We start from the raw sequence: 22750 nt of genomic DNA on the forward strand, positions 1-22750 counted from the left end.
ACTCTCCTTTTATCCTAATATATTTAATAATTTAAAAACTATTGAAATTACTATAATTAATAGAATTATATAAACTGGCTTTACTTTTTTACCTAATAGTGAATAAACTCCGAAAACTACTGCTGCTGGAATCAATCCTGGTAAAATTTGATTAAGTATTTCATTACCAGTCATTGTTAAGTCACCTTGAGTAAAAGTAAATGCAACATTTGCTTTTACAACTGTTGGTATTAAGGCACCTACAACCATTAATCCAAGTATAGCTACGCATTCCTTTATAGCCTTTAATCTCTTTTCAATTGAAGTTACTAAGCTTGTGCCTGATGCTATACCTGCCTTATATAACGGATATCCTAATGCTTTTAATATCCATGTAACTAAAACCCAAATTCCAATTCCAACAAAGCTTCCTTCTAATGCCATATTAGCTGCAATTGCTCCAAATATAGTCCATGGAATTACTACGAAAACACTATCTCCAAGTCCAGCTAAAGGTCCCATTAAACCTGTTTTTAAAGATGCTATAGCATCTAATGCTTTAGTTTTTTCTTTTTCTTCTATTCCTATATTTATTCCCATAACATATGGTGATACATAAGGACTGCAATTATAAAATTGCAAATGAGTTTTTACTGATTTTTTTAATCCTTCTGGATCATCTTTATATGTTTCCTTTAGAAAAGGTAGCATTGAATATGTGTAAGCAAGACCCATCATACGTTCATAGTTTAATGAAGCTCCTCCATTTAAAAACCAACGCCAAAGTACTCTCTTTTTAGTCTTATCTAATTTTGTAGATTTATCTTTACTCATCTTCATTCATTCCTCCTACTACACTTACTTGAACCTCTTCACTTCTCTTTTTGTAAATAATAAATGCTATTGCAACTCCAAATAATGCTATACCTAATATAGGAATGTTTAAATATACTGCTGCTACAAATCCTATTAATAAATATGAAAAATAGCTTTTTACCGGTAAGTATCTTAACAATAATCCTATACCTACTGCTGGAAGTAATCCCCCTGCTATTGAAAGTCCTCCTGATAACCAATCTGGAATATATTTTATAATTCCTCCTACTAAATCAGGTCCAAATAAAACTGTTAATAAAACTGGAATACCAGAAGTTAACATAGTATTAAAAACAGCACAATATTGCATTAATTCAATTCCCTTATAATTTTCTTCCTCAGCATATTTTTCAGCTTTATTCTGAAAATATATATTAGTAGACCATTTTACTACATCAAGTTGTACCATTAACATTGCAACTGGAATAGCTAATGTAATTCCAATTGATGCATCTTGTCCAGTAGTAATTGCTATATATGTACCAACAAGTGCTGCTGTTTGATAATCAGGAACAGAAGCTCCACCAAAACTACTTATACCTAATGTCATTAATTGAAGAGTACCTCCAATAAATAAACCTGTTGTTACATCACCTAATATTAAACCTACTATTAGTCCTGCTGTAACTGGTTGCGATGTTCCTATCATCGTACCATTCTTATCATAGTTAATAAAAAAACCATAAATAATAACTAGAATCATTTGCCAAATTTGTACGTCCATAAATATCCTCCTTGATACTATTTTTAATCTCACCTTTATATATAAGCAATCCTCATGCCAAATCTATATTTTTGAATTTACTATGTTAAAAGCCCCATTTTTCTAATTCTTTATAATTAAAAATAGTGTCTAAAAATATTTAGACACTATTTAATACATTCAACACTAATTATCAATTATTTGATTTAATATTTGATAAATTAGAATATGCTCACCTTTAGGGACTTTAATTCTATATTTATCAATTACTTCTTTAAATATATCATTAGATATTTTAATAAATTTTTCCAACTCGTACTTATCCATAGTATCGTTTGTATATGTTATTTCTTCAACATAATCCCCTATCATTATTCTTTCTATCATTGTTGATATATGGAGGAATAAATTCATTCTTAAAAAGTTCTTTACTTCTATATTAAAATATCTCTCATAACTTTGTATAATTTTCTCAACTTCTACTATTACCTTTTCAGGATTTAAAAATCTTAGTCTTTCACTTGCTCCTTCTAAAGTAAATAACTTTACAATTTCATTTGTACAATTTTTCATATTCTCTTTTGTCATTATTGTACTTAAATTTGATAAATCTGCAGTTCCACTAAATACTTCTTCTATATTAGTTAATGGAACTAATGTACTTGATAAAGATGATGTTGTTAATACAGCCACTGTATTTTTAAATATTGAACCTTCTTTTTGCTTTAACTTTTCATCTAACTCATTGTAGTTCATTGTAATTATATCTATATTATCATCATCTATATACTTGCTAATTATCTCTTTTACTTTAATCGCAATACCTTCGCCCGAAATACAAGAAACTATTATATTTACCTTTCTTGATATTCCCTCATAAAATTGCATAGATACTTGAAATTTTTTTAAATCCATTTCCATTATCTGAGTCAAGTTTCTTTTACACTTTAACTTTAAAGCTACATCTAAAGCTAAAGCTGTTGATACATTGTCCATTATTATTAGATCACCATCTACATTGCCTTTTACCTTATCATACATTCTTTGTAATGATCCCATATCAACTAATACTACCAATCCTTCTGATGTATTTATCTTCTCAACATAGCTATTTACTTGCTGTATCAAATCATCATTTCCTACATTCATGGGCATATCAAAAGGCTCATATATATAATCACCACTTAAATTATTTGCAATATACGCAATACTTGATGCATTTTGAGCTCCATGCATCAAAATTAAAGCATTAATTTCAGCTGTTAAATTAATTTTATTGCTTAGATATGCTGCTAAAATCGGTTCAATTATCAATTTAAAATCATCTTGTTCTTCACCTAATAGTTCTTTTAATATCTTGTTAGATAATGAAAAATATTTATAGCAATTCTTTTTTTCACGTTGTGTAATTTCAAAGTTCAAATACTCTACTTGTATATTGAATAATATACTAGCTATTATTTTAAATACATCAACTAATTCAATATCTGATAATTGACATCCATAATTACTTAAAATATGATTTATTTTTTCTAAACAAAAGGTATAAAAATAATTAACCTTATCTAAACTATAAAATCGATCTAAACTTCTATACTTTTCAAGTATTGATTTATTAATATCTTCAATATATGTATTTACTTCTTCACGTAACTTCTGAAAAGTTAATCCTTCAAGTCTTGTTAATTGTTTTTTATTAAAAACCCACTCAATAAGTTCCTTTTTATTATCTTCCTTATAAGAAATTGTATAATAGTATTTTTTATTCTTATCTTCTTTAAGAACTGATTCTTTTTCTATATATAATTCTTCGCTACTTTGTATGTTATAAGCTTGTGCACATAATACTTTGATTTTACTTTTTATTTCACCTATATTACCTTCAAATTTTGAGTCCACCAATAAGTCAATTATTTTAGACTCTACTTTAAGGAGTCTATTCATTTTCTTAGCTTCCTCTCTGAAGAAAGAAAAAACAATATCCATACGTTCATTATATGATCTAGTAGAAAAATCAGGGATGGTTATTTCTAAAGGTATTCTTCTTCTAAATGTTGCAAGAAGAGCATTTTTAGTATCTTCAGTTGTAGCTAGAATTAATCTTACATTTGCATTTATCCATTTATCACTTTCACCAAGTCTCCTAAATTTATGTGAATCTATAAGAATAAATAATTTTTCTTGATTTTCAGATGATAGATTATGTATTTCATCTAGAAATAAATATCCTCCATCAGCATCATCTAATAATCCTCTTTTTTCACTATTTGCACCAGTAAATGCACCTTTTACATAACCAAAAAGTGCTGCTGATAAAAGCTCTGAGTTATTTGCATAATCAGCACAATTTAATACAACAAATGGTGCATCTTCTTTTATAACCTTTTTGCTTACAGCATATTTATAAATTAAATTTGCTAAATAACTTTTACCTACACCACTATTTCCTCTAATAATTAATGATAATCCATTTGGAGGATAAGTAACTGCTGCCTTGCATTTCTCTATCTGACTTTTAATAGTACCTTCATACCCTATAAAATCTGAAAAGACATTGCTTTTGTTATTTATGCCTTCATTAGAAAGATAAAAACGTACTGGTCGCGTTTCCTCCTTAATTAAAACCCCTTCATCTACTAATCTATTTAAATAATGTGAAGCTACACTCCTTTTTATATTAAATATTGATGCTATATCTTGAGCTATATAATATTTTTTTATCTTAAAGTTCTCCTTGAAATATAATAAAACCTTCTCTTTCATCTCCATAGTAAAATCATCCTTTTAATATAAAATATACTAATATAATTATACACTAAATCTAATTCAACTTTTATTAATATATTCGGTTATATAATATAAAAATAGAAGTCTAAACAACTTCTATTACTTATTCCTAAAAATTCAGTTTTAAATTATTATATAATTAAAATAAAATATACAAACTTCCATCTAAATAAATTATTTTTAAAATCAATAATTTATTTTATTCAATTATCCAATTTTTATTTAGCAATTCTTTAATTATTTCTACTTTTTCCTTTCCTAAAGTGTCTGATATTTCTTTCTCTAACTTTTCTTTTAGTTCCTTACTTTTTTTACAATAATCTGTTCCCTTATTTGTAAGTTGCATATACTTATTATTACTTTCATTTATTGCAAATCTTAAATACCCTCTTGCTTCTAATTTTTTTGCGCATTTAAACATCGCTTGACGAGATATATTTGCCTGTCTAGCTACTTCTGCAATAGATATTTTTCCCATAGAAATCCTAGCTAAAAGAAATGCCTCTGTATGGGATATATCCTCTTCTTCGCTTGCCGCCCATCTATCCTCAACTTCACGCCTAAGAATAATATGTTTTTCACTTATTAAATCTATTATATTTAAATCTTTTTTCATTTTCTCACCTTACTATTTATTTTAATATATTGTACCACATATTTTATTATATTAAATTCTAATAACCACACAACATATTGTCAACTTAGTTGACTTTTTGTAAAATTATTGTTATACTTTGCAAGTCAACTTAGTTGACTAGTATTTCATTTTTAGGAGGAAGATCTTTATTATGGGAAAAACAAAATTTCAAAAATTTATTTTTACATTGATGATGTGCTTTTGCATGGTTCTTGGTATGACTATTTATAATATGCTTCTAAATGATGGCTTTAGTAGCGACTTTTTTAATAATCTTCTAAATGATTTTTGGCTTGGATTTTTTGTAGCACTTATACTAGATATATTTATTGTTGGAAAAATTGCAAAACCAATTGCATTAAAAATCGTTAAACCAAATGAAAATACAAAACCAATTAAAATAATATTAGCTATATCATGTTGTATGGTCGTTGGTATGGTATTATTCATGTCTATGTATGGTGCCATTATTGCTGTTGGTTTTAATAGCACAGCTTTGAAAATTTATCCATTATGCATTGCTAGAAACTTTATAATGGCACTACCACTTAACTTACTTATTGTATCTCCTTTAGTAAGAATATCCTTTAATAAAATATTCTCTATTTAATTACTTGACATTACTTGACATTGTTTTATCATAAATTTAAACTTAGAGTTAACTTTATTGGTAAGAGAGGTTTGAAATTTATGAATTATACAATTAGTGAAGTCGCTAAAAAAATGAATCTTACTCCTTATACACTTAGGTATTATGATAAAGAAGGGTTACTTCCGTTTGTGGACAAGTCTACTAATGGAAGACGTATATTTAAAGAGTCTGATATCGAATGGCTTACAATTATTGAATGTCTGAAATCATCTGGTATGCCAATAAAAGATATTAAAGTTTTTATTGACTGGTGCATTGAAGGGGATACTACATTGCAGCAACGTTATGATATGTTTATTAAACAAAAGCAAGTAATGAAAGAACGTATAGCTGAACTACAAAAAACTATGTCTATTATTGATTATAAGTGCTGGTACTATAAAACTTCATTAGATGCTGGTACTGAAAAAATCCATAAAAGTACAAAATTAACTAATATTAATACGTATAAATAGACTTTCTTATCTTTTACTATTTTCACTTAATTATTTTATAATTTATTTATTATAATCAATAAAACACCGAATGAAATATTATTTACTAATAACCAATAAATAATATTTCATTCGGTGCATCTTTTTTTTACTTTAGGTTATTGTATTCTTCGTCAGTAACTTCTTCAAGAGTAAGAGAAAAGTAATTATTTACTTATATTTACAACATAATCCTTAAATGCATTTTTAATTCTAGAAGTATATTCTCCCTTATTCCATCCCATATAAATGTTCTTAAATCCTATGTCATCTTTAATCTTAATAACAGAAATCTTATTTGTATTAATTGTAGGTGTATTCAAAACTATTGCAATACCTGCTCCTGCTGCAACTAATCCAGAAAGTAGAGCCCCTTCACTAGGCTCAGCTAGTACCTTAGGTGTATACCCTATTAAATCTGAGTATGATATCCTTTGGTCACAATATTTATCTTTATATGATATAAAGTATTCATCTTTTAAATCCTTTAAATAAATTTCCTCTTTATTTGCTAAATGATGATTCTTAGGAACTATTAACACATACTCTACTTTCTTTACTAGAACACATTCTATTTTAGAGTAGTATTTAAGAATTTCTATATCATCAAAAAAACCAAAGTCAATTCTTCCATACTTTAAATCTTTAAAAATTTCTTCAGTAGATTGATTATTAATATTAAATCTTACTTGTAAATTATCGTTAAAGAAATTGCTTATTATAAATGGTATAAATGTTACTCCTATGCAATCAGTAGATGCTATTGAAAGAACATTTTCGTTATTTTTCTTCATATTTTGAATCTTTTCTTTTCCCCTTTGAATTTCAATTAATGCTGAGTCGGCATACTTTAAAAATGCCTCTCCAAACTTAGTTATTTTTATATTTCTTCCTTCCCTTTCAAAAAGCGAAACTTCTAATTCTTCTTCTAATTTTGAAATAGCTTTACTTAATGCTGGTTGGGTTACAGACAATATATTTGAAGCTGTTGTAAAATTTTTTGTTTCAGCTATTACTTTAAAATATTCTAGATGTTGTAAGTTCATTCTATCTTCTCCTTATAATTATTGTATTTTAAATAAGTTGCAATTAATAACTTTTAGTTATATATTTATGATTTATTTTAATTAGACAAGTCAATTAATATAGTGATACACTATCATTATTACATAAGTCAATTATATTTAGTAAGAAAAACATAATTTTTTTTTATATAAATATCAAGCAAACCCATAGGAGGTATTTGTTGTGAATAATGTATCAAATCAATCAATAAAAGAGTTAATTAAAACTAGACACTCGGTTAGAAATTATAATGGCACTCCATTATCTGAAGATGTAATAAAGAAAATAGAAAATTATATTAATAACTTATCAAACCCTTTTAATAAGGAAATAAGAATAAAATTAATAAAAAGAGATTCAATTAGCAAAGATATAAAACTTGGAACCTATGGTGTTATTAAAGGTGCAAATTACTTTTTGGTATCAGCTTGTGAAAATGATGATTTATCTTTAATTTCATTAGGTTATTCTTTAGAAAAAGTTATCTTATATTGTACCTCTTTAGGATTAGGAAGTGTATGGCTTGGTGGTACTTTCAATAAAGGTGAATTTGCAAAGGCTATTACCCTAAAAGAAAATGAAATCTTACCTATAGTCTCACCTATTGGTTATGAAGGTGGTAAAAAATCTGTTATAGCGACTTTATTCGGTAATAATACTAATAAACGCAAGTTATATTCTGAACTGTTCTTTAATAGAAACTTTGATACTCCTCTTAATCCAAATGATTCTGATGAGTACTTAGAAGCACTTGAAATGCTAAGATTAGCTCCATCTGCAATGAATAAACAACCATGGAGAGTACTAAAAGAAGATAATACCTTACACTTCTATATTACTTCCACTAAAGGCTTAACTAAAGTTGATATTGGAATAGCCCTTTGTCATTTTCATTTAGTAGCTATTGAAAATAATATAAATGGTGAATTTAAATCACTTATTTCTCAAAAAAATAAGTCAAATAATGATCTTACTTATATTATTTCTTGGACTAAATAACTATATTATTAAGGAGTGAATTCAAATGTTTAAAGTAGATAGAAATAAATGTATAGCTTGTCAACAATGTATTAAAGATTGTCCTGCTACTGTAATTTCTTTGCAAGAAGGAAAAGCAGAAATTAATAATGCAGGTTGTATTAAATGTGGCCACTGTGTTGCAATATGCCCAGTAGAAGCAGTTTCAACTGATGATTATGATATGAATGAAGTAATTCCATATAATAAGGCTACTTTCTCAATAAATTCTGATAATCTTTTAAACTTCATTAAATTTAGAAGAAGTGTTAGAAGATTTAAAGATAAAGAAATTGAAAAAGAAAAAATTATGAAAATAATAGATGCTGGAAGATATACTCAAACTTCAACTAATAGTCAAGATGTTTCATATACAATAGTTTCTGAAAAATTAAGTGAACTGAGAGATTTAGCATATGAAAGTTTAAAGAAAAAGGGTGAATATATATTAGAAAATTTAACACCTGAAACAGAACACTTAAAAAGATATGCTAATATGTGGCTATATAGCTACAATGAATATAAAAAAGACCCTTTAAAAAATGATAGATTATTTTTTAATGCTCCATTAGCCATATTTGTTACTTCGCCAACTCCAATAAACGGTGGTCTAGCTTCTTCAAATATGGAACTTATGATTGATTCCTTAGGACTTGGAACCTTCTTCAGTGGCTTCTTATTAGTTGCTGCCCAAGATAATAAAGAAATTTTAAATTTACTTCAAATAGAAGATGGCAAACAAATAATTTCTTGTTTAGTTATTGGTTATCCTGATGTAAAGTACCAAAGAACCACTCCAAGAAAAGTTGCAAATATTAATTGGATATAATATCCTAAAAAATAAAAAAGGTTGTATATTGTATGAATACAATATACAACCTTTTTTATATTAATTACCACTTACCGTTAGCCATATGTCCTGCAAGTTCTGCTTTACATCTTTGCTTTATAACCCAAGCTTCATTTTTTGCTTTTTCAAATCCATTTACACACTTTGGATCAAGGTTTATTTCTATACCTTCCTTAGCAAGCTTAGCAATCTTATCTGCTAATATAATCATTTCTGCATGTATACTATTAGTTCTATCTGAAGCATAGATTTTTTCAGCTTCTTCACTGCTAAGTTCAACAAATTTTTCTTTTCCTAAATTACATTTCGGACAAAATTCTGGTGCTTCCACTCCTTCATGAACATATCCACATATACTACATCTAAATAATTTTTTCATAATATTCTCTCCCTATATCTATAAATTTATTTTTTTCTATAATTACTATACATATATAATAACTCTAATAATATCTATTGTCAATTAATAATATTTATTATTAAATAATTGTCTTTCTCATTTTATCCTTATTATACTGTAAAATTGAATTTACTTAGCTATTTACGGATTTTAATCCATTTAAAATTATCTTCTCTGTTAATGTCGCCATATATTCAGGAGATTCATTAAGCCCATTTTTAAGCCAATAGTCTATTAACCCAATAGCTCCATATAAAATAAAGGAATAATATTTATCAAAAAGGGCTTTATCATTTTTTTTGAAAATACTAGACCAACTACTATACCCTTTATCATATATTAAAGATACTATTTTTTTTATAAAATCCATATCTCCACTTTTACAAAGAACTACCATGCAAAAGTCGCTATTTTGAGCTATATAAGTAAATATATCTTTTAATATTGGTTTCGTCTCAATCTTATTTGGCGAAATCTCATGGGATAATATCATATCTTTAAATTCTTCAAAGAGTTCTTTTTCAATTTCCTCTAGCATATGAAAAACATCTTTATAATGCAAATAGAAAGTTCCTCTATTTATATCTGCTTCTTCACATAGCTCTTTTACTGTAATAGAATTTACACTTTTATCCTTCATAAGTTTTATTAAGCTTTTTTTTAATATTTCCTGCGTTTTTCTTATTCTCCTATCTTTATTAGCCATAAAAAAATCCCTTTCTGAACAATATTAATATTAAATGTTGATTAATGAACTAATTGAACAATATTGATTATTGTGTTCGGTATTTAATCTAATTATAATAAATAACAAATAAAAAAACAACACAGTGTTCAATAACTTTAGCTGATTATACTATTGGATACAAAAGAAAATAGGAAGGTGATATTATGGATGATCTAAAACAAAATAAGTCTCAATTACTTAAAATTATCAAATTTATCGCAGTTATAGCAGTAATATTAATTCCTACGATTTATACTACTGTTTTCTTAGGATCAATGTGGGATCCTTATGGAAATGTAGATAAACTACCTGTAGCTGTAGTAAATCTAGATAAAACTTGTGATTACAATGGTGAAGAATTAGCTGTTGGAGATGAGCTCGTTAATAATCTTAAAGAGAATTCTTCACTTGATTTTAGCTTTGTAGACGAGAAAACCGCTCAGGAAGGATTAGATAATGGATCTTATTATATGGTAATTACAATTCCTGAAAATTTCTCTTATAATGCTACAACTCTTTTAGAGGATAACCCTCAAAAAATGGAATTGCAATATAAAATAAATCCAGGAAAAAACTATATTGCTTCTAAGATGAGTGAATCAGCTATTCAAAAAATTACAGCATCTATAGAAAATAGTGTTACTGAAGTTTATGCTAAAGCTGTGTTTGATGAGTTTACTTCTACAGGATCTAAGTTATTTGATGCTGCTGATGGTGCCTCTCAAATAAGTGATGGCTTATCATCTTTAAAAGAAGGTTCTGATACTATTAGTTCAAACCTAAAACTTTTATATGACAGTAGTTTAACCTTCACAGATGGAATAAACACATATGAAGCAGGAATTAATAATTATTTATCTGCTGTAGAAGAAATACAAACTGGTTCTAAAACCTTAAATACAGGAATTAGTACATTAAATGATAAAACTTCAACTCTTGCTGAAGGTGTAAATAGCCTAAATAATGGTGCTAACAGTCTATATGCAGGTTTACAGAACTATACTTTAGGAGTTGCTTCATTAAAAGATGGTACTTCTCAACTTAATTCAAATTCTAATAATTTATTAACTGGTGCTAATACTTTAAACTCTGGATTATCAGATTTACAAAAAGGAAGCGAAAATCTTCTTAGTGGATTAAATATTTTATCCTCTTCTATTGGCACTTCGGTAAATAGTGAGAATAGTAAAAACATCGAAACTTTAACTAATTCTTTAGACAGTCTAAATTCAGGTATTAATACTATTAATGATACTATTAAAAATAGTTCAAGTACTGATTTAACTTCTTCCTTCACAGGTTTAGGAACAAATTTAGCTAATGTTGGTACTTCAGTTCAAAATTCTTCAAACTACATTAGTGAAATGAATAATAAAATATCTGAAATTAAAGAGTCTAATTGGTTTAAAGCATTAGATCCTACAACTCAAGAAGATATTATAAAAGGTTTATCCGAACCTTTAAATAATTTAGGTACAGAATTAAATAATATAGCTACTGAAACTTCAGCAGCTTCTAATAATTTAAATTCAGCTGTGAATGGAGTATCTAATGTATCTAACCAAGTAGAAGAAGTAAAAACAGCTTTAGGAACTCTTGCTAATAATTCAAACCTACTTCTTGAAAAAGCAAAATCTACTATAAGCAGTTTATATTCAGGACTTGAAACTGTAAAAACTACTTTAGATAATCAAATAATACCTGGAGTTAAAACTATTAATTCTGGTATAACTTCTTTAAATAATGGTAGTGAAAAATTAGCTTCTGGAATTGAAACTTATACTTCTGGAGTTTCTAAGTTATATGATGGTGCTAATACATTAAATTCAAATTCTGAAGCCCTAGTAAATGGTTCAAAGAGTTTAGCAAATGGAACAACTACTCTAAATTCTTCAGTTCCAACTTTAACAGATGGAATTACGCAAATTGCTCAAGGATCAAATACTTTAACTCAAGGATTAAATACATTATCAGAAAATAATTCTTCATTAAAATCAGGAATTAGTACAATAAACTCAGCTTCTACATCTATTTCTGAAGGTGTATCAAAGCTTTATGATGGTTCATTAAAATTAAGTGATGGAGCTAATGAATTAAAAGATGGATCAGATACTTTAAAAGAAGCTCTTGAAGAAGGTGCAGAAGTTGCATCAAGCACTAAATTATCTGATGAATCAAAAGAAATGTTTGCTTCACCTGTAGAAGCTGTAGAATCATTTAATTCTTATATTGCTAACAATGGTAGTGCAATGTCAGCATATATGATGTGTGTAGGTTTATGGGTAGGCTGCCTAGCTTTATGTATCCTTTTCTCTACAGAAAAAGACCTTAAGAATGGAAAAGAAAATCCAAAGGCATTCTGGCCTAAGAAAGCATTAAAGCTTTGTTGTATAGCAATTGTTCAGGCTGTTATTATGGTTAGTGCACTTATGCTGTTTAACGGACTTGATCCAGCTTACTTAGGTAGAACATATTTAGTTGCAATATCTGCCTCATTATCATTTATGGCTATTGTTTACTTAATGAATCTACTTTTAGGTAAGGTAGGAAGCTTCATCTTATTAGTATTTATGGTTTTACAATTAAGTGGTTCTGCAGGAACTTATCCAATAGAACTTTCAGATAATTTCTTTAAAGCTATTCACAATTATATGCCATTTACCTATGCCGTAGATGGATTTAGAAACGGAATATCTACAGGATTATCAATAGTTCCTCAAATAGCTGTTCTTTTAGGAATAGGTCTTGTTTGCTTAATACTTTCTATATTTGTAGTAATTAAGAAAAATAAAAATACTAAAACAAGCCTGCCAGAATTACTAGATGCAGCAATATAAATTTTAAAATCTTTAAAATGTAAAAACTCCTATGTGTATCCATATTACACATAGGAGTTTTCTATAAATATTTTAAACCTATTAAATTTCTAATAAGTTCTCTTCCACATTGATTTACTAAACATAATAAGCATTGGATAAATTTCTAACCTACCAGCAAGCATACAGAATGATAGTACAATCTTACTTAAAGGTGAAAATCCTGAAAAGTTACCTGTTGGACCAACCATTTCAAAGCCTGGTCCTATATTGCTTATTGATGTTAATACAGCCGTTGATGTTGTAATTAAATCAAAACCATCAAAAGAAACAATTATAGTTCCAATAATGGTCATTACAGAATAGGCTCCTAAAAATAGAAACACACCCGATATTGTTTCCTCATCTACTACCTTGCCATCCATTTTCACACTTTGTATTCTCTTTGGATGAAGTACCTTATCTATTCCACGTCTTATTGCCTTTAGCATTATTACTATTCTTGTTGTCTTTATTCCCCCACTAGTTGATCCAGCCATAGCTCCTGACATCATAAGAATTAATATTATAACCTTACTCAATGTTGGCCATAAATTAAAATCTATTGTAGCATAACCTGTTGTTGTTATTATAGATACAACTTGGAAGGATGATTGTCTAATTGAATCTCCTATTTTCCCATCATTTAAGCTTAATATATTAATAGTGATAAAAACTATAGATACTCCAATCATCAATAAATAATATCTTAGTTCTTCGCTATTAAAGAAATTTTTAAAACTTCCCTTTAAAATTTGAAAATATAGGGCAAAATTAACTCCAAATAGTAACATAAATATTGTAATAATCCACTCAACTGCAGGATTATTAAAAGCTGCAACACTTGTATTCATATTAGAGAATCCACCAGTCCCAGCTGTTCCTAATGCATGTATTATAGCATCATAAAATGAAAGGCCTGCAAGCATTAATAATATTGTTTGTACTATAGTTAATATAAAGTATATTATGTATAATATCTTTGCTGTTTCACTTATCTTTGGAACAATCTTACTAGGATTAGGTCCTGGACTTTCTGCCTTCAATAGATATATTGTATTAGACCCTAATGACGGTACTAAGGCCAATATAAATATTAAGAACCCCATTCCTCCTATCCAGTGTGTAAAGCTTCGCCAAAATAATATTCCTCTAGGTAGAGACTCAATCTCTGAAAGTAGCGTTGCTCCTGTTGTTGTAAAACCTGATACTGTTTCAAAAAATGAATCTACAAAAGATGGGATTGCCCCACTTATTACAAATGGTAAGGCTCCAAAAATTGATATTACAATCCATGATAATCCTACAGTAAAGGCTCCTTCCTTTGCATACATTTCCTTATCTCTAACCTTAATCCTACGTAAAACCAATGCTATAGGTAACATTAAAATTATAGTAAAAAGGAAAGCATTTGCATCACCATCACCATAGTATAAGGCTAAGCTAAAAGGAATTATCATAAGCAACAATTCATATAATAATACATTTCCAATAAATCTTAAAATCACTTTATAATTCATTTAAACTACCACCTACGAAATATGTCATCAATTTGTAATAGCTTCTTATGCTTAGATACAATAATTACTCTATCATTTACCTTTAAGCAATCATCACCTGTTGGAATGATAATCTTATTATTTCTAACAATTGTAGCTACTAGTGCATTTTCATTAAACTCTATATTCTTAAACTTTTCATTTATATTATTTGTATCATTACCTACTATAAACTCTATTGCTTCAGCCTTATCATTACAAATTCTATATATATTTTCTATAAAACTCTTTTTCTTATTCTTTAATGATCTTACATATTTCAATATTTTATAAGCAGTAACTAACTTTGGATTTACCATAGTATTTATTCCAACAGTTTTTCCTATATTTCTATAATTATCTCTTGTAATTTTTGTAATTACATTGCTTACAGATCTATTGTTAGCTAAAATAGATGCTATTATATTATCCTCATCTCTACCTGTTAAGGTAATAAAGCTATCCACTTCTACTAAACTTTCAGATAATAAAAGTTCTTCATCCATACCATCACCATTTATTACTATTGAATTTGGTAAAAGCTCATTAAGTTCCTCGCATACGCTCAAATCTTTTTCTATTATTTTACAGCTAACTCCTACATCATTTATTATCTTAGCAAGGTAATATGCTATCTTACCTCCACCTACTATCATAGCTCTCTTAACTTTTTTCTTATACTTACCAAGTTTATTAAATAAGTTTTGAATATCTTTATGTTCACCTATTACATATACCCTATCATCTCTTTCGAAAACGTAATCTCCTTTTGGCATTATAAATTCATCATTTTTTTCTACACCACAGAAAAGCACATTTCCTCTAATAAAACCAATATCACTTATCTTCTTTCCTTCAAGAGCTGTATCCCCAACCTTAAATCCAACTAAATTTACCTTTCCATCAGAAAAATTATCAATACTGCATACTGATGGATATTTAATAAGTTTAGCTATCTCTATAGCTGCAGCCTTTTCTGGATTTATTACTAAATCTATGCCAACAGCTTCAGTTAAAAGTGTTATTTCTTCATCATAACTTGGATTTCTTACCCTAGCTACTGTATATTTAGCACCTAATTTTTTTGATGCAAGAGAGCAAAGCATATTCAATTCATCACTATCTGTAACAGATATTAATAAGTCTGCCTCCCTTACTCCTGCTTCTTCAAGTACCTTTAAACTAGTTGCATTACCCTTAACACACATTACATCAAGATTATTATTTACATGCTCTAAAGCTGAATCCTTCTTATCTATAATGGTTATATTATCTCCATCAATAGATAGGTATTGAGCTAGAGTATACCCAACTTTACCTGCACCAACTATAATAACATTCATTTCATATCTCCTTATAATTTCAATACAATCCTTTGTACAATAAATCAATTATACAATACAAAAATTATTTATTCTATCTATATAGTATTTTTAAATATATACTTTTTTTGTATTATTAAATAATATTTTTCCTAAAAAACTCTAATATATATTTTCTTCTAACACTAATGTGTCAATTAATTTCTAATCCACTAAAAACTATTCGTTATATAGCAATATCTAAACGTCTTTATTAAAACATTCTTTAACATAAACGAAGAAGGAGTACCTTTAATAAATACTCCTTCTTCCTAATTTATATAATCAACTAGACTATCCTTTATCTTAACTTTTATTGGATCTGTTTATCTAAGCTTTTCTATAGTTCTTCACCATTAGTTTCTATAACTTTCTTATACCAGAAAAAGCTCTTCTTTCTTGATCTATCTAAAGTACCTGTTCCATCATTATGTTTATCTACATAGATAAATCCATATCTCTTTTTCATTTCACCAGTACCTGCACTTACAAGATCAATACATCCCCATGGAGTATATCCCCATAGTTCAACACCATCATCAATAGCTTCTTTCATTTGTTCAATATGAGCCTTTAAGTAATTAATTCTATAATCATCATTAATTGATCCATCATCTTCTATAGTATCTACAGCACCTAATCCATTTTCCACAACCATCATTGGAATTCTATATCTATTATATATTTTATTTAAAGTAATTCTTAACCCAACAGGATCTATTTGCCATCCCCAATCACTTGCTTCTAGGTAAGGATTTTTTAATCCCATACTTAAGTTTCCACCTGTAGTCTCAACATCTGGATTATTACTTACACAGTTTGACATATAGTAACTAAATGTATAGAAGTCAACACATCCATGTTTTAATATTTCTAAATCTCCTTCTTCCATCTTAATTTTTATATTATTTTCTCTAAAATAACGTTTTGCTGCGCCTGAATACTCTCCTCTTACTTGTACATCGCTACATAAATAATTTGATAACTCTTCTTGTTGTTGAGCCATAAGTACATCATCCGGATGACAAGTATATGGATATAAAGATCCATAAGCTATCATACATCCAATCTTAAAATCATTGTTTATTGAATGTCCTAATTTAACAGCCTTTGCACTAGCAACAAACTGATGATGTAATGCTTGGAAGCACTCTTGTTTATGATCATTTTCATAATGTCCAAACTTTATTTCTCTTATTTCATCAAACATAATTCCAGCGCCCATAAATGCAGCAGCTGGTCCATGTGTTAATATATTGATTTCATTAAATGTCAACCAATATTTAACTACATCCTTATATCTATTAAATATTGTTTCACAATATCTTAAATAGCAATCTATAGTTTCTCTACCTAACCACCCATTATATTTTTTAGTTAATCCAAATGGTGTTTCATAATGAGAAATAGTAACTAATGGTTCTATATTATATTTTTTTAATTCAGCAAATACATTATCGTAGAACTTTAATCCTTCTTCGTTTGGCTCTAATTCATCTCCATTTGGAAATATTCTTGTCCAGTTTATAGACATTCTAAATGTTTTAAATCCCATCTCTGCAAATAATGCAATATCTTCCTTATATCTATGATAAAAATCTATTCCAACATGACTTGGATAATATGTTCCTTCTTCTAATTCAGGTGTTATTCTTCTAGCTGTTGTATGTGTTCCACCAGTTAACATATCTGATGTACTTAGTCCCTTTCCACCCTCTCTATATCCACCTTCAAATTGGTTGGCAGCTGTAGCTCCGCCCCACAAAAAGCTTTCTGGAAATTTAGTATTACTCATAATTTACCTCCATATTTATATAGATTTTCTTTATTAAAACCATCTATTTTAAAATCCCACCATTAGTTTCTATAACCTCTTTATACCAATAGAAACTCTTTTTCTTATATCTTTCTAATGTTCCAGTTCCATCATCATAACGATCTACATAAATGAAACCATATCTCTTTTTAAGCTGTGCAGTAGATGCACTTACTAAGTCAATACATCCCCAAGTAGTGTATCCCATAACTTCAACTCCATCTTCAATAGCTGCTGCTACTTGAACTAAATGATCATTTAGGTATTGAATTCTATAATCATCATTTACTGTTTTATTTCCATTTTCATCAGTAATTAATTCATCTACAGCTCCCAATCCATTTTCAACAATGAATAGTGGTTTTTGATATCTATCATATAAGAAGTTAAGAATATATCTTAATCCCTTTGGATCAATTTGCCATCCCCACTCAGATGCTGACAAGTATGGATTTGGTACACCTTGGATAAGGTTTCCTGCTCCTGCTTTCTTTTTTTCTTCATCTGCTGTAACACAAGAACTCATGTAATAAGAGAAAGAAATAAAATCAACAGTATTCTTTAATATTTCTTCATCTCCATCTTCCATCCTTATTGATATCCCATTTTCTTTGAAGTATTTATTTAAATACTTTGGATACGAACCTCTTACATGAACATCTGCAAAATAAAGATTTTTTCTATCTTCCATCATTGTTTCAATAACATCGTCAGGATTTGGTGTTAACGGATAATTTGGTATAGCAATTATCATACATCCGATTTGGAATTTTGGATTTATTTCATGACCTATCTTAACTGCTAAAGCACTTGCTACTAATTCATGATGAACTGCTTGATAAAGATCACTCTTACTAAGCTTTGATTTATCAGTTAATATACCTCCACTCATAAGAGGAGCATGTAACACTGAGTTTATTTCATTAAAAGTTAACCAGTACTTTACTTTGTCCTTATATCTTGTAAATACAGTTCTTACATAATTTTCATAAAAACCTATTAGTCTTCTATCTACCCATCCATCATATTTTTTTGCAAGATTTAATGGAGTCTCATAGTGAGATAATGTTACTAATGGCTCTATTCCATATTTAGCTAACTCATCAAATACTTTGTCATAAAATTCTAATCCCTTTTCATTTGGTTCTGCATCATCACCATTTGGGAATATTCTAGACCAAGCTATTGAAAGCCTAAAAGTTTTAAATCCCATTTCTGCAAACATCTTAATATCTTCTTTATATCTATTATAGAAATCTATTCCGACTAATTTCATGTTGTCTTCTGTTGGTTCTTCGGTTGGTGCTGACATAATACCTTTTGGCATTATATCTTGAATCGATAATCCTTTACCATCTACATTATAAGCACCCTCACATTGATTAGCTGCTGTAGCTCCACCCCATAAAAAATCTTTTGGAAATCTATTATTCATTTTCTTATCCTCCATCTTAATTTTTAAGATTAAACCCCCTACGCTTAATTAGCCTTGGAGTCTTAATCTCGTGGTATTTTGCCTTATATCATTACTTTAATTAATTCTTCTTTACATTCTATTTCTTTCTTATCTGTTTCAATTACATCTAAGTAACTATCTGAATTTGTAATTATTACTGGTGTTGTAACTGAAAATCCTGCTTCTTTAATAGCATTTATATCAAATTCTAATAATAATTGTCCTGCTTTTACTCTATCTCCTTGTGCTATTTTAGGAGTAAAACCTTTTCCATCTAATTGGACTGTATCCATACCTATGTGAATAAGTATTTCAGCTCCATTATCGCTTGTAATTCCTATTGCATGATATGTTGGAAATAATGTTGTTATAACTCCATCTACAGGGGATACTACCTTACCTTCACTTGGTTCAATAGCTATACCTTTACCTAATAAACCCTTTGAGAATACTTCATCTTTAACCATTTCTAAAGGTAGAACTTCTCCTTTTACTGGACTAATTATAACTTCTTTACTTATTAATTCTGTAGATTTAATTACATCTTTATTTTCATTTTTTAAAACGTTTTCTTTTTCATCATCCTTATAAATAACAAACATTGTTATACATCCTAATACTAATCCTGCAATCATTGCTATTACCATTCCATAAAATCCCTTGTCGATTCCTGATGGACTAATATAACTTGGAAGAGCAAATATACCAAGACCACCTACCATATAACCTGTTGTTCTAAAGAAGCCAATTATTCCACCTGTAACAGCTCCAACTATACAGCTTAATATAAACGGTTTCTTCTTTGGTAATGTAATACCATAAATAGCTGGTTCTGTAACACCAAAGAATCCTGAAATAACTGAAGGAATACATAATGATCTTAATTTTTTATCTCTTGTTTTCATCATAATACCCATAACTACACCTGTTTGAGCAAAACATACTGCTACTGTTGGTGCTAAAACTGGATCTCCACCTAGAATTGCTAAATTATTCATAGCTATTGGAACTAATCCCCAATGTAAACCAAACATAACAAATACTTGCCAAAAACCACCTAGGAATAATCCTGCTACTAAAGGACTAAAATTATAAATGCTCATTGTTACATCACCTAAAAGATTAGATGCCCATGTAGCAACTGGTCCTATTGCCATGAATGTAAGTGGAACAACAATTAATAATGTAAAAAATGGAACTAGGAAAGCTTTAACTACATCTGGAATAATCTTTTTAAATATCTTTTCTGCTTTAGATGCTATATATATTGCTAAAATTATTGGAATAACTGTTGATGAATACCCACTTGCTGGCATTATCATTGGAATTCCAAAGAAATCTAAGGTTTGTCCAGCTACTCCTGCTATTGTAGGATATACTAATGATGCTCCAATTGCCATTCCTGTAAATTGATTTAATTTAAATTTCTTAGCTGCTGTAAATCCTAAGAATATTGGGAAGAAATAAAATAAACAATCTCCAATTGCATTTAATACCATATATGTTGAGCTTGTATCTTCTAATAGCTTTGTTGCTAATAATACTGCATTTAATCCCTTAATCATACCTGTAGCACAAAGTACACCTAGTACAGGTTGGAATACCCCTGAAACAATATCTATAAAAGCATTTAATGGACTTAACTTTTCTTTTTCTGCATTTTCTGAAGCAGTAGAAAATCCACCTATTGAAACTACATCAGCATAAACATCAGGAACATGATTTCCTATTACAACTTGATATTGTCCACCACTTTTAACAACAGTAACAACTCCGTCCATATTCTTTAATACTTCTGTATTAGCTTTACTCTCATCTTTTAACTTAAAACGTAGTCTTGTAATACAGTGAGTTAAACTGTTTACGTTTTCTTTTCCTCCAACATTAGCTATAATATCTTTTGCTAATTTTTCGTACTTCATAAAATACACTCCTTTATTTTAAAAACTAATTATTACTGAAAATAAAAAATAGCGAGACCTAATATATGATAGAATTTGAATTCCATTCTATCTAAATTATAGTCTCGCCTGCATTACCAGTAACAATCATTATTTAAATGTAAACCTTTAATATGTCTTAATTTTATATCACAATTTTTAACTTGTCAACATTTTTTATAAATTTATTTCATTGTTATTCTTTGTATATGAACTGTTAAATATAATTTTTCCTCATCATCAAGTTCTTTATCTAGATAATCCTCTATTTTTAACATACATCTGTATGCATCTACATATTTTTCTTTTACTTGCTTCAATAAAAAATCCTCATTATTATCTGATTTTTCTTCTTTATTATTATTTTTTTTATTTAATCTTTTAAAGAAAAACCTTAAATGTGTAATAAATCTATCATAACTTAAAGAGTCTTCATCGAGTTTAATATTATACGTATACCTTACAATATTTAAAATATCATTTATCATTTTAGTTTGCTTAGTAATATCTCCTACTTCTTTAAAGGAATTATTTACTTGCGCATTCACTAAATGTAAAGCTATGTTAGCAGCCTCATCTTCTGGTAACTTAACTCCTAGCTCATCTTCAATAAAATCCAAAGCTTTTAAACCTATTTTGAACTCTTTGGGATAAAACTTTTTTATTTCCCAGATTATAGGATTATTTACATTGAAACCTTCTTTGTATAATTTAATTGTATTACTTATATGATCTGTAAGTGTTACATATATATATTCACTTATTTCTACATCTAATATATTTTTAGCATATTCTATAATATCATAGCATACATATATTATTTCCTTAGGCATGTCGTCTAAAAGCATTTTAAATTTTTCTGAAGCTGCCTTCTCTTTAAGAATAAAAGTTTTCTCAACCTTTTCTAAATCTATATTATCTCCTACATTCTTCTTAAATCCGATTCCACGGCCCATTACTACAACTTCATGTTTATTTGAGTCTAATGCTAATATTGAATTATTATTAAATATCTTTTGTATTACCATATTGCCTCTCCTCTTACAATGTTATTCAGTAACATTATATAATTAATCTATTTTATTAACAATTCAAAATAATATAAAAAATATTTTTAAGTCCTTTAAAATTTCTTCTATTGATTAAATATTGATCTTATTAAGTAATATTTATAAATATTTAAGATAAAGGGAAAGAAAAAAAGGCTTAAATGCCTAAACATCAAGCCTTCCAGTATATATAATGGTAGTCCCTAGGGGAATTGAACCCCTGATTCCACCGTGAGAGGGTGGCGTCTTAACCCCTTGACCAAGGGACCATATTACAATCACTATACCATATTTTAAATAAATATCCAATTTTTATTTATGGTAATTTCACTTTTATTTCATTGGTTATACCTCATTTTAGAAACGAATCCTAATATTTTCTTTAATTTACTGCCTATGTTATAATTCTAAGCATAGTTCAGCCCTAATACTATATATTTCTATTTACTTAATAATTTATTCTATTCAACAAGAAGCAAAAAATTGAATATGACTTCTAAATGTTGTTCATCAGAACAGGCTCAATAAACTTATACTCTCCCCAAAATAAACCTAAGTATAAAGTGAAG

18 protein-coding genes and 1 tRNA gene are annotated in these 22750 nt (G+C 28.3%); 5 read left to right on the plus strand and 14 right to left on the minus strand.

What is annotated here, in order from left to right:
• Nucleotides 1–9: 9 nt before the first annotated feature.
• The 4 genes from ACQPUY_RS14060 to ACQPUY_RS14075 form a co-directional block, all read right to left on the minus strand.
• Entirely contained in the window at nucleotides 10–819 is an 810-nt protein-coding gene (locus ACQPUY_RS14060; protein WP_430842003.1) for a PTS system mannose/fructose/sorbose family transporter subunit IID, read from the minus strand.
• Complete coding sequence (locus ACQPUY_RS14065; protein WP_430842005.1) at nucleotides 806–1579, minus strand: PTS mannose/fructose/sorbose/N-acetylgalactosamine transporter subunit IIC; 774 nt, start codon at nucleotides 1577–1579, stop codon at nucleotides 806–808. The genes ACQPUY_RS14060 and ACQPUY_RS14065 overlap by 14 nt, the downstream gene beginning before the upstream one ends.
• A 165-nt stretch (nucleotides 1580–1744) precedes the next feature.
• The gene (locus tag ACQPUY_RS14070) at nucleotides 1745–4327 is read right to left on the minus strand and encodes a sigma 54-interacting transcriptional regulator (protein WP_430842007.1); all 2583 of its coding nucleotides are present in this window, start codon (nucleotides 4325–4327) and stop codon (nucleotides 1745–1747) included.
• A 217-nt stretch (nucleotides 4328–4544) separates the two neighbouring features.
• On the minus strand, nucleotides 4545–4961 hold the full coding sequence (locus ACQPUY_RS14075) for a MarR family winged helix-turn-helix transcriptional regulator (protein ID WP_430842009.1): 417 nt from the start codon (nucleotides 4959–4961) through the stop codon (nucleotides 4545–4547).
• Nucleotides 4962–5133: 172 nt separating this feature from the next.
• Between ACQPUY_RS14075 and ACQPUY_RS14080 the strand changes: the two genes are divergently transcribed.
• Together ACQPUY_RS14080 and ACQPUY_RS14085 are read left to right on the plus strand one after the other, a co-directional pair.
• Nucleotides 5134–5592, plus strand: a complete 459-nt coding sequence (locus ACQPUY_RS14080; protein WP_430842011.1) for a DUF2798 domain-containing protein — start codon at nucleotides 5134–5136, stop codon at nucleotides 5590–5592.
• An 80-nt stretch (nucleotides 5593–5672) separates the two neighbouring features.
• The gene (locus ACQPUY_RS14085) at nucleotides 5673–6089 is read left to right on the plus strand and encodes a MerR family transcriptional regulator (RefSeq protein WP_430842113.1); all 417 of its coding nucleotides are present in this window, start codon (nucleotides 5673–5675) and stop codon (nucleotides 6087–6089) included.
• A gap of 185 nt (nucleotides 6090–6274) precedes the next feature.
• Here ACQPUY_RS14085 and ACQPUY_RS14090 read toward each other — a convergent pair whose 3' ends face one another.
• Nucleotides 6275–7153: a LysR family transcriptional regulator gene (locus tag ACQPUY_RS14090; protein ID WP_430842013.1), complete on the minus strand. Its 879-nt coding sequence runs from the start codon at nucleotides 7151–7153 to the stop codon at nucleotides 6275–6277.
• Between the two features lie 202 nt (nucleotides 7154–7355).
• On the opposite strand from ACQPUY_RS14090, the gene ACQPUY_RS14095 reads away from it, so the two are divergent.
• Both ACQPUY_RS14095 and ACQPUY_RS14100 read left to right on the plus strand, forming a co-directional pair.
• Entirely contained in the window at nucleotides 7356–8171 is an 816-nt protein-coding gene (locus tag ACQPUY_RS14095; RefSeq protein ID WP_430842015.1) for a nitroreductase family protein, read from the plus strand.
• Between the two features lie 25 nt (nucleotides 8172–8196).
• Nucleotides 8197–9018: a nitroreductase family protein gene (locus tag ACQPUY_RS14100; RefSeq protein ID WP_430842017.1), complete on the plus strand. Its 822-nt coding sequence runs from the start codon at nucleotides 8197–8199 to the stop codon at nucleotides 9016–9018.
• Nucleotides 9019–9082: 64 nt separating this feature from the next.
• Here ACQPUY_RS14100 and ACQPUY_RS14105 read toward each other — a convergent pair whose 3' ends face one another.
• Nucleotides 9083–9418, minus strand: a complete 336-nt coding sequence (locus ACQPUY_RS14105) for a rubredoxin-like domain-containing protein (protein ID WP_430842019.1) — start codon at nucleotides 9416–9418, stop codon at nucleotides 9083–9085.
• Nucleotides 9419–9572: 154 nt separating this feature from the next.
• Complete coding sequence (locus ACQPUY_RS14110; RefSeq protein ID WP_430842021.1) at nucleotides 9573–10145, minus strand: TetR/AcrR family transcriptional regulator; 573 nt, start codon at nucleotides 10143–10145, stop codon at nucleotides 9573–9575.
• 185 nt (nucleotides 10146–10330) lie between these two features.
• Between ACQPUY_RS14110 and ACQPUY_RS14115 the strand changes: the two genes are divergently transcribed.
• Nucleotides 10331–13003: a YhgE/Pip family protein gene (locus tag ACQPUY_RS14115; protein WP_430842023.1), complete on the plus strand. Its 2673-nt coding sequence runs from the start codon at nucleotides 10331–10333 to the stop codon at nucleotides 13001–13003.
• An 89-nt stretch (nucleotides 13004–13092) separates the two neighbouring features.
• Here the strand turns inward: ACQPUY_RS14115 and ACQPUY_RS14120 are convergent, their stop codons facing one another.
• From ACQPUY_RS14120 to ACQPUY_RS14150, 7 genes are all read right to left on the minus strand, one after another.
• Nucleotides 13093–14541, minus strand: coding sequence for a TrkH family potassium uptake protein (locus tag ACQPUY_RS14120; protein ID WP_430842025.1), 1449 nt, complete (start codon nucleotides 14539–14541; stop codon nucleotides 13093–13095).
• 5 nt (nucleotides 14542–14546) lie between these two features.
• Nucleotides 14547–15902 carry a Trk system potassium transporter TrkA gene (trkA, locus tag ACQPUY_RS14125; protein WP_430842027.1) on the minus strand — a complete coding sequence of 452 codons (1356 nt, stop codon included), beginning with the start codon at nucleotides 15900–15902 and terminating at the stop codon, nucleotides 14547–14549.
• A 358-nt stretch (nucleotides 15903–16260) separates the two neighbouring features.
• The gene (locus ACQPUY_RS14130) at nucleotides 16261–17715 is read right to left on the minus strand and encodes a glycoside hydrolase family 1 protein (protein WP_430842029.1); all 1455 of its coding nucleotides are present in this window, start codon (nucleotides 17713–17715) and stop codon (nucleotides 16261–16263) included.
• Between the two features lie 43 nt (nucleotides 17716–17758).
• Nucleotides 17759–19171 (minus strand): glycoside hydrolase family 1 protein, encoded by a 1413-nt coding sequence (locus ACQPUY_RS14135; RefSeq protein WP_430842031.1) that lies wholly within the window; start codon nucleotides 19169–19171, stop codon nucleotides 17759–17761.
• 83 nt (nucleotides 19172–19254) lie between these two features.
• Nucleotides 19255–21114: a beta-glucoside-specific PTS transporter subunit IIABC gene (locus ACQPUY_RS14140; RefSeq protein WP_430842033.1), complete on the minus strand. Its 1860-nt coding sequence runs from the start codon at nucleotides 21112–21114 to the stop codon at nucleotides 19255–19257.
• 203 nt (nucleotides 21115–21317) lie between these two features.
• On the minus strand, nucleotides 21318–22160 hold the full coding sequence (gene licT / locus ACQPUY_RS14145; protein WP_430842035.1) for a BglG family transcription antiterminator LicT: 843 nt from the start codon (nucleotides 22158–22160) through the stop codon (nucleotides 21318–21320).
• 215 nt (nucleotides 22161–22375) lie between these two features.
• Nucleotides 22376–22450 (minus strand) — tRNA-Glu (locus ACQPUY_RS14150).
• Nucleotides 22451–22750 lie beyond the last annotated feature (300 nt).

The sequence above is a fragment of the Clostridium nigeriense genome, from assembly GCF_050585245.1.
Taxonomy (GTDB): domain Bacteria; phylum Bacillota; class Clostridia; order Clostridiales; family Clostridiaceae; genus Clostridium; species Clostridium nigeriense_A.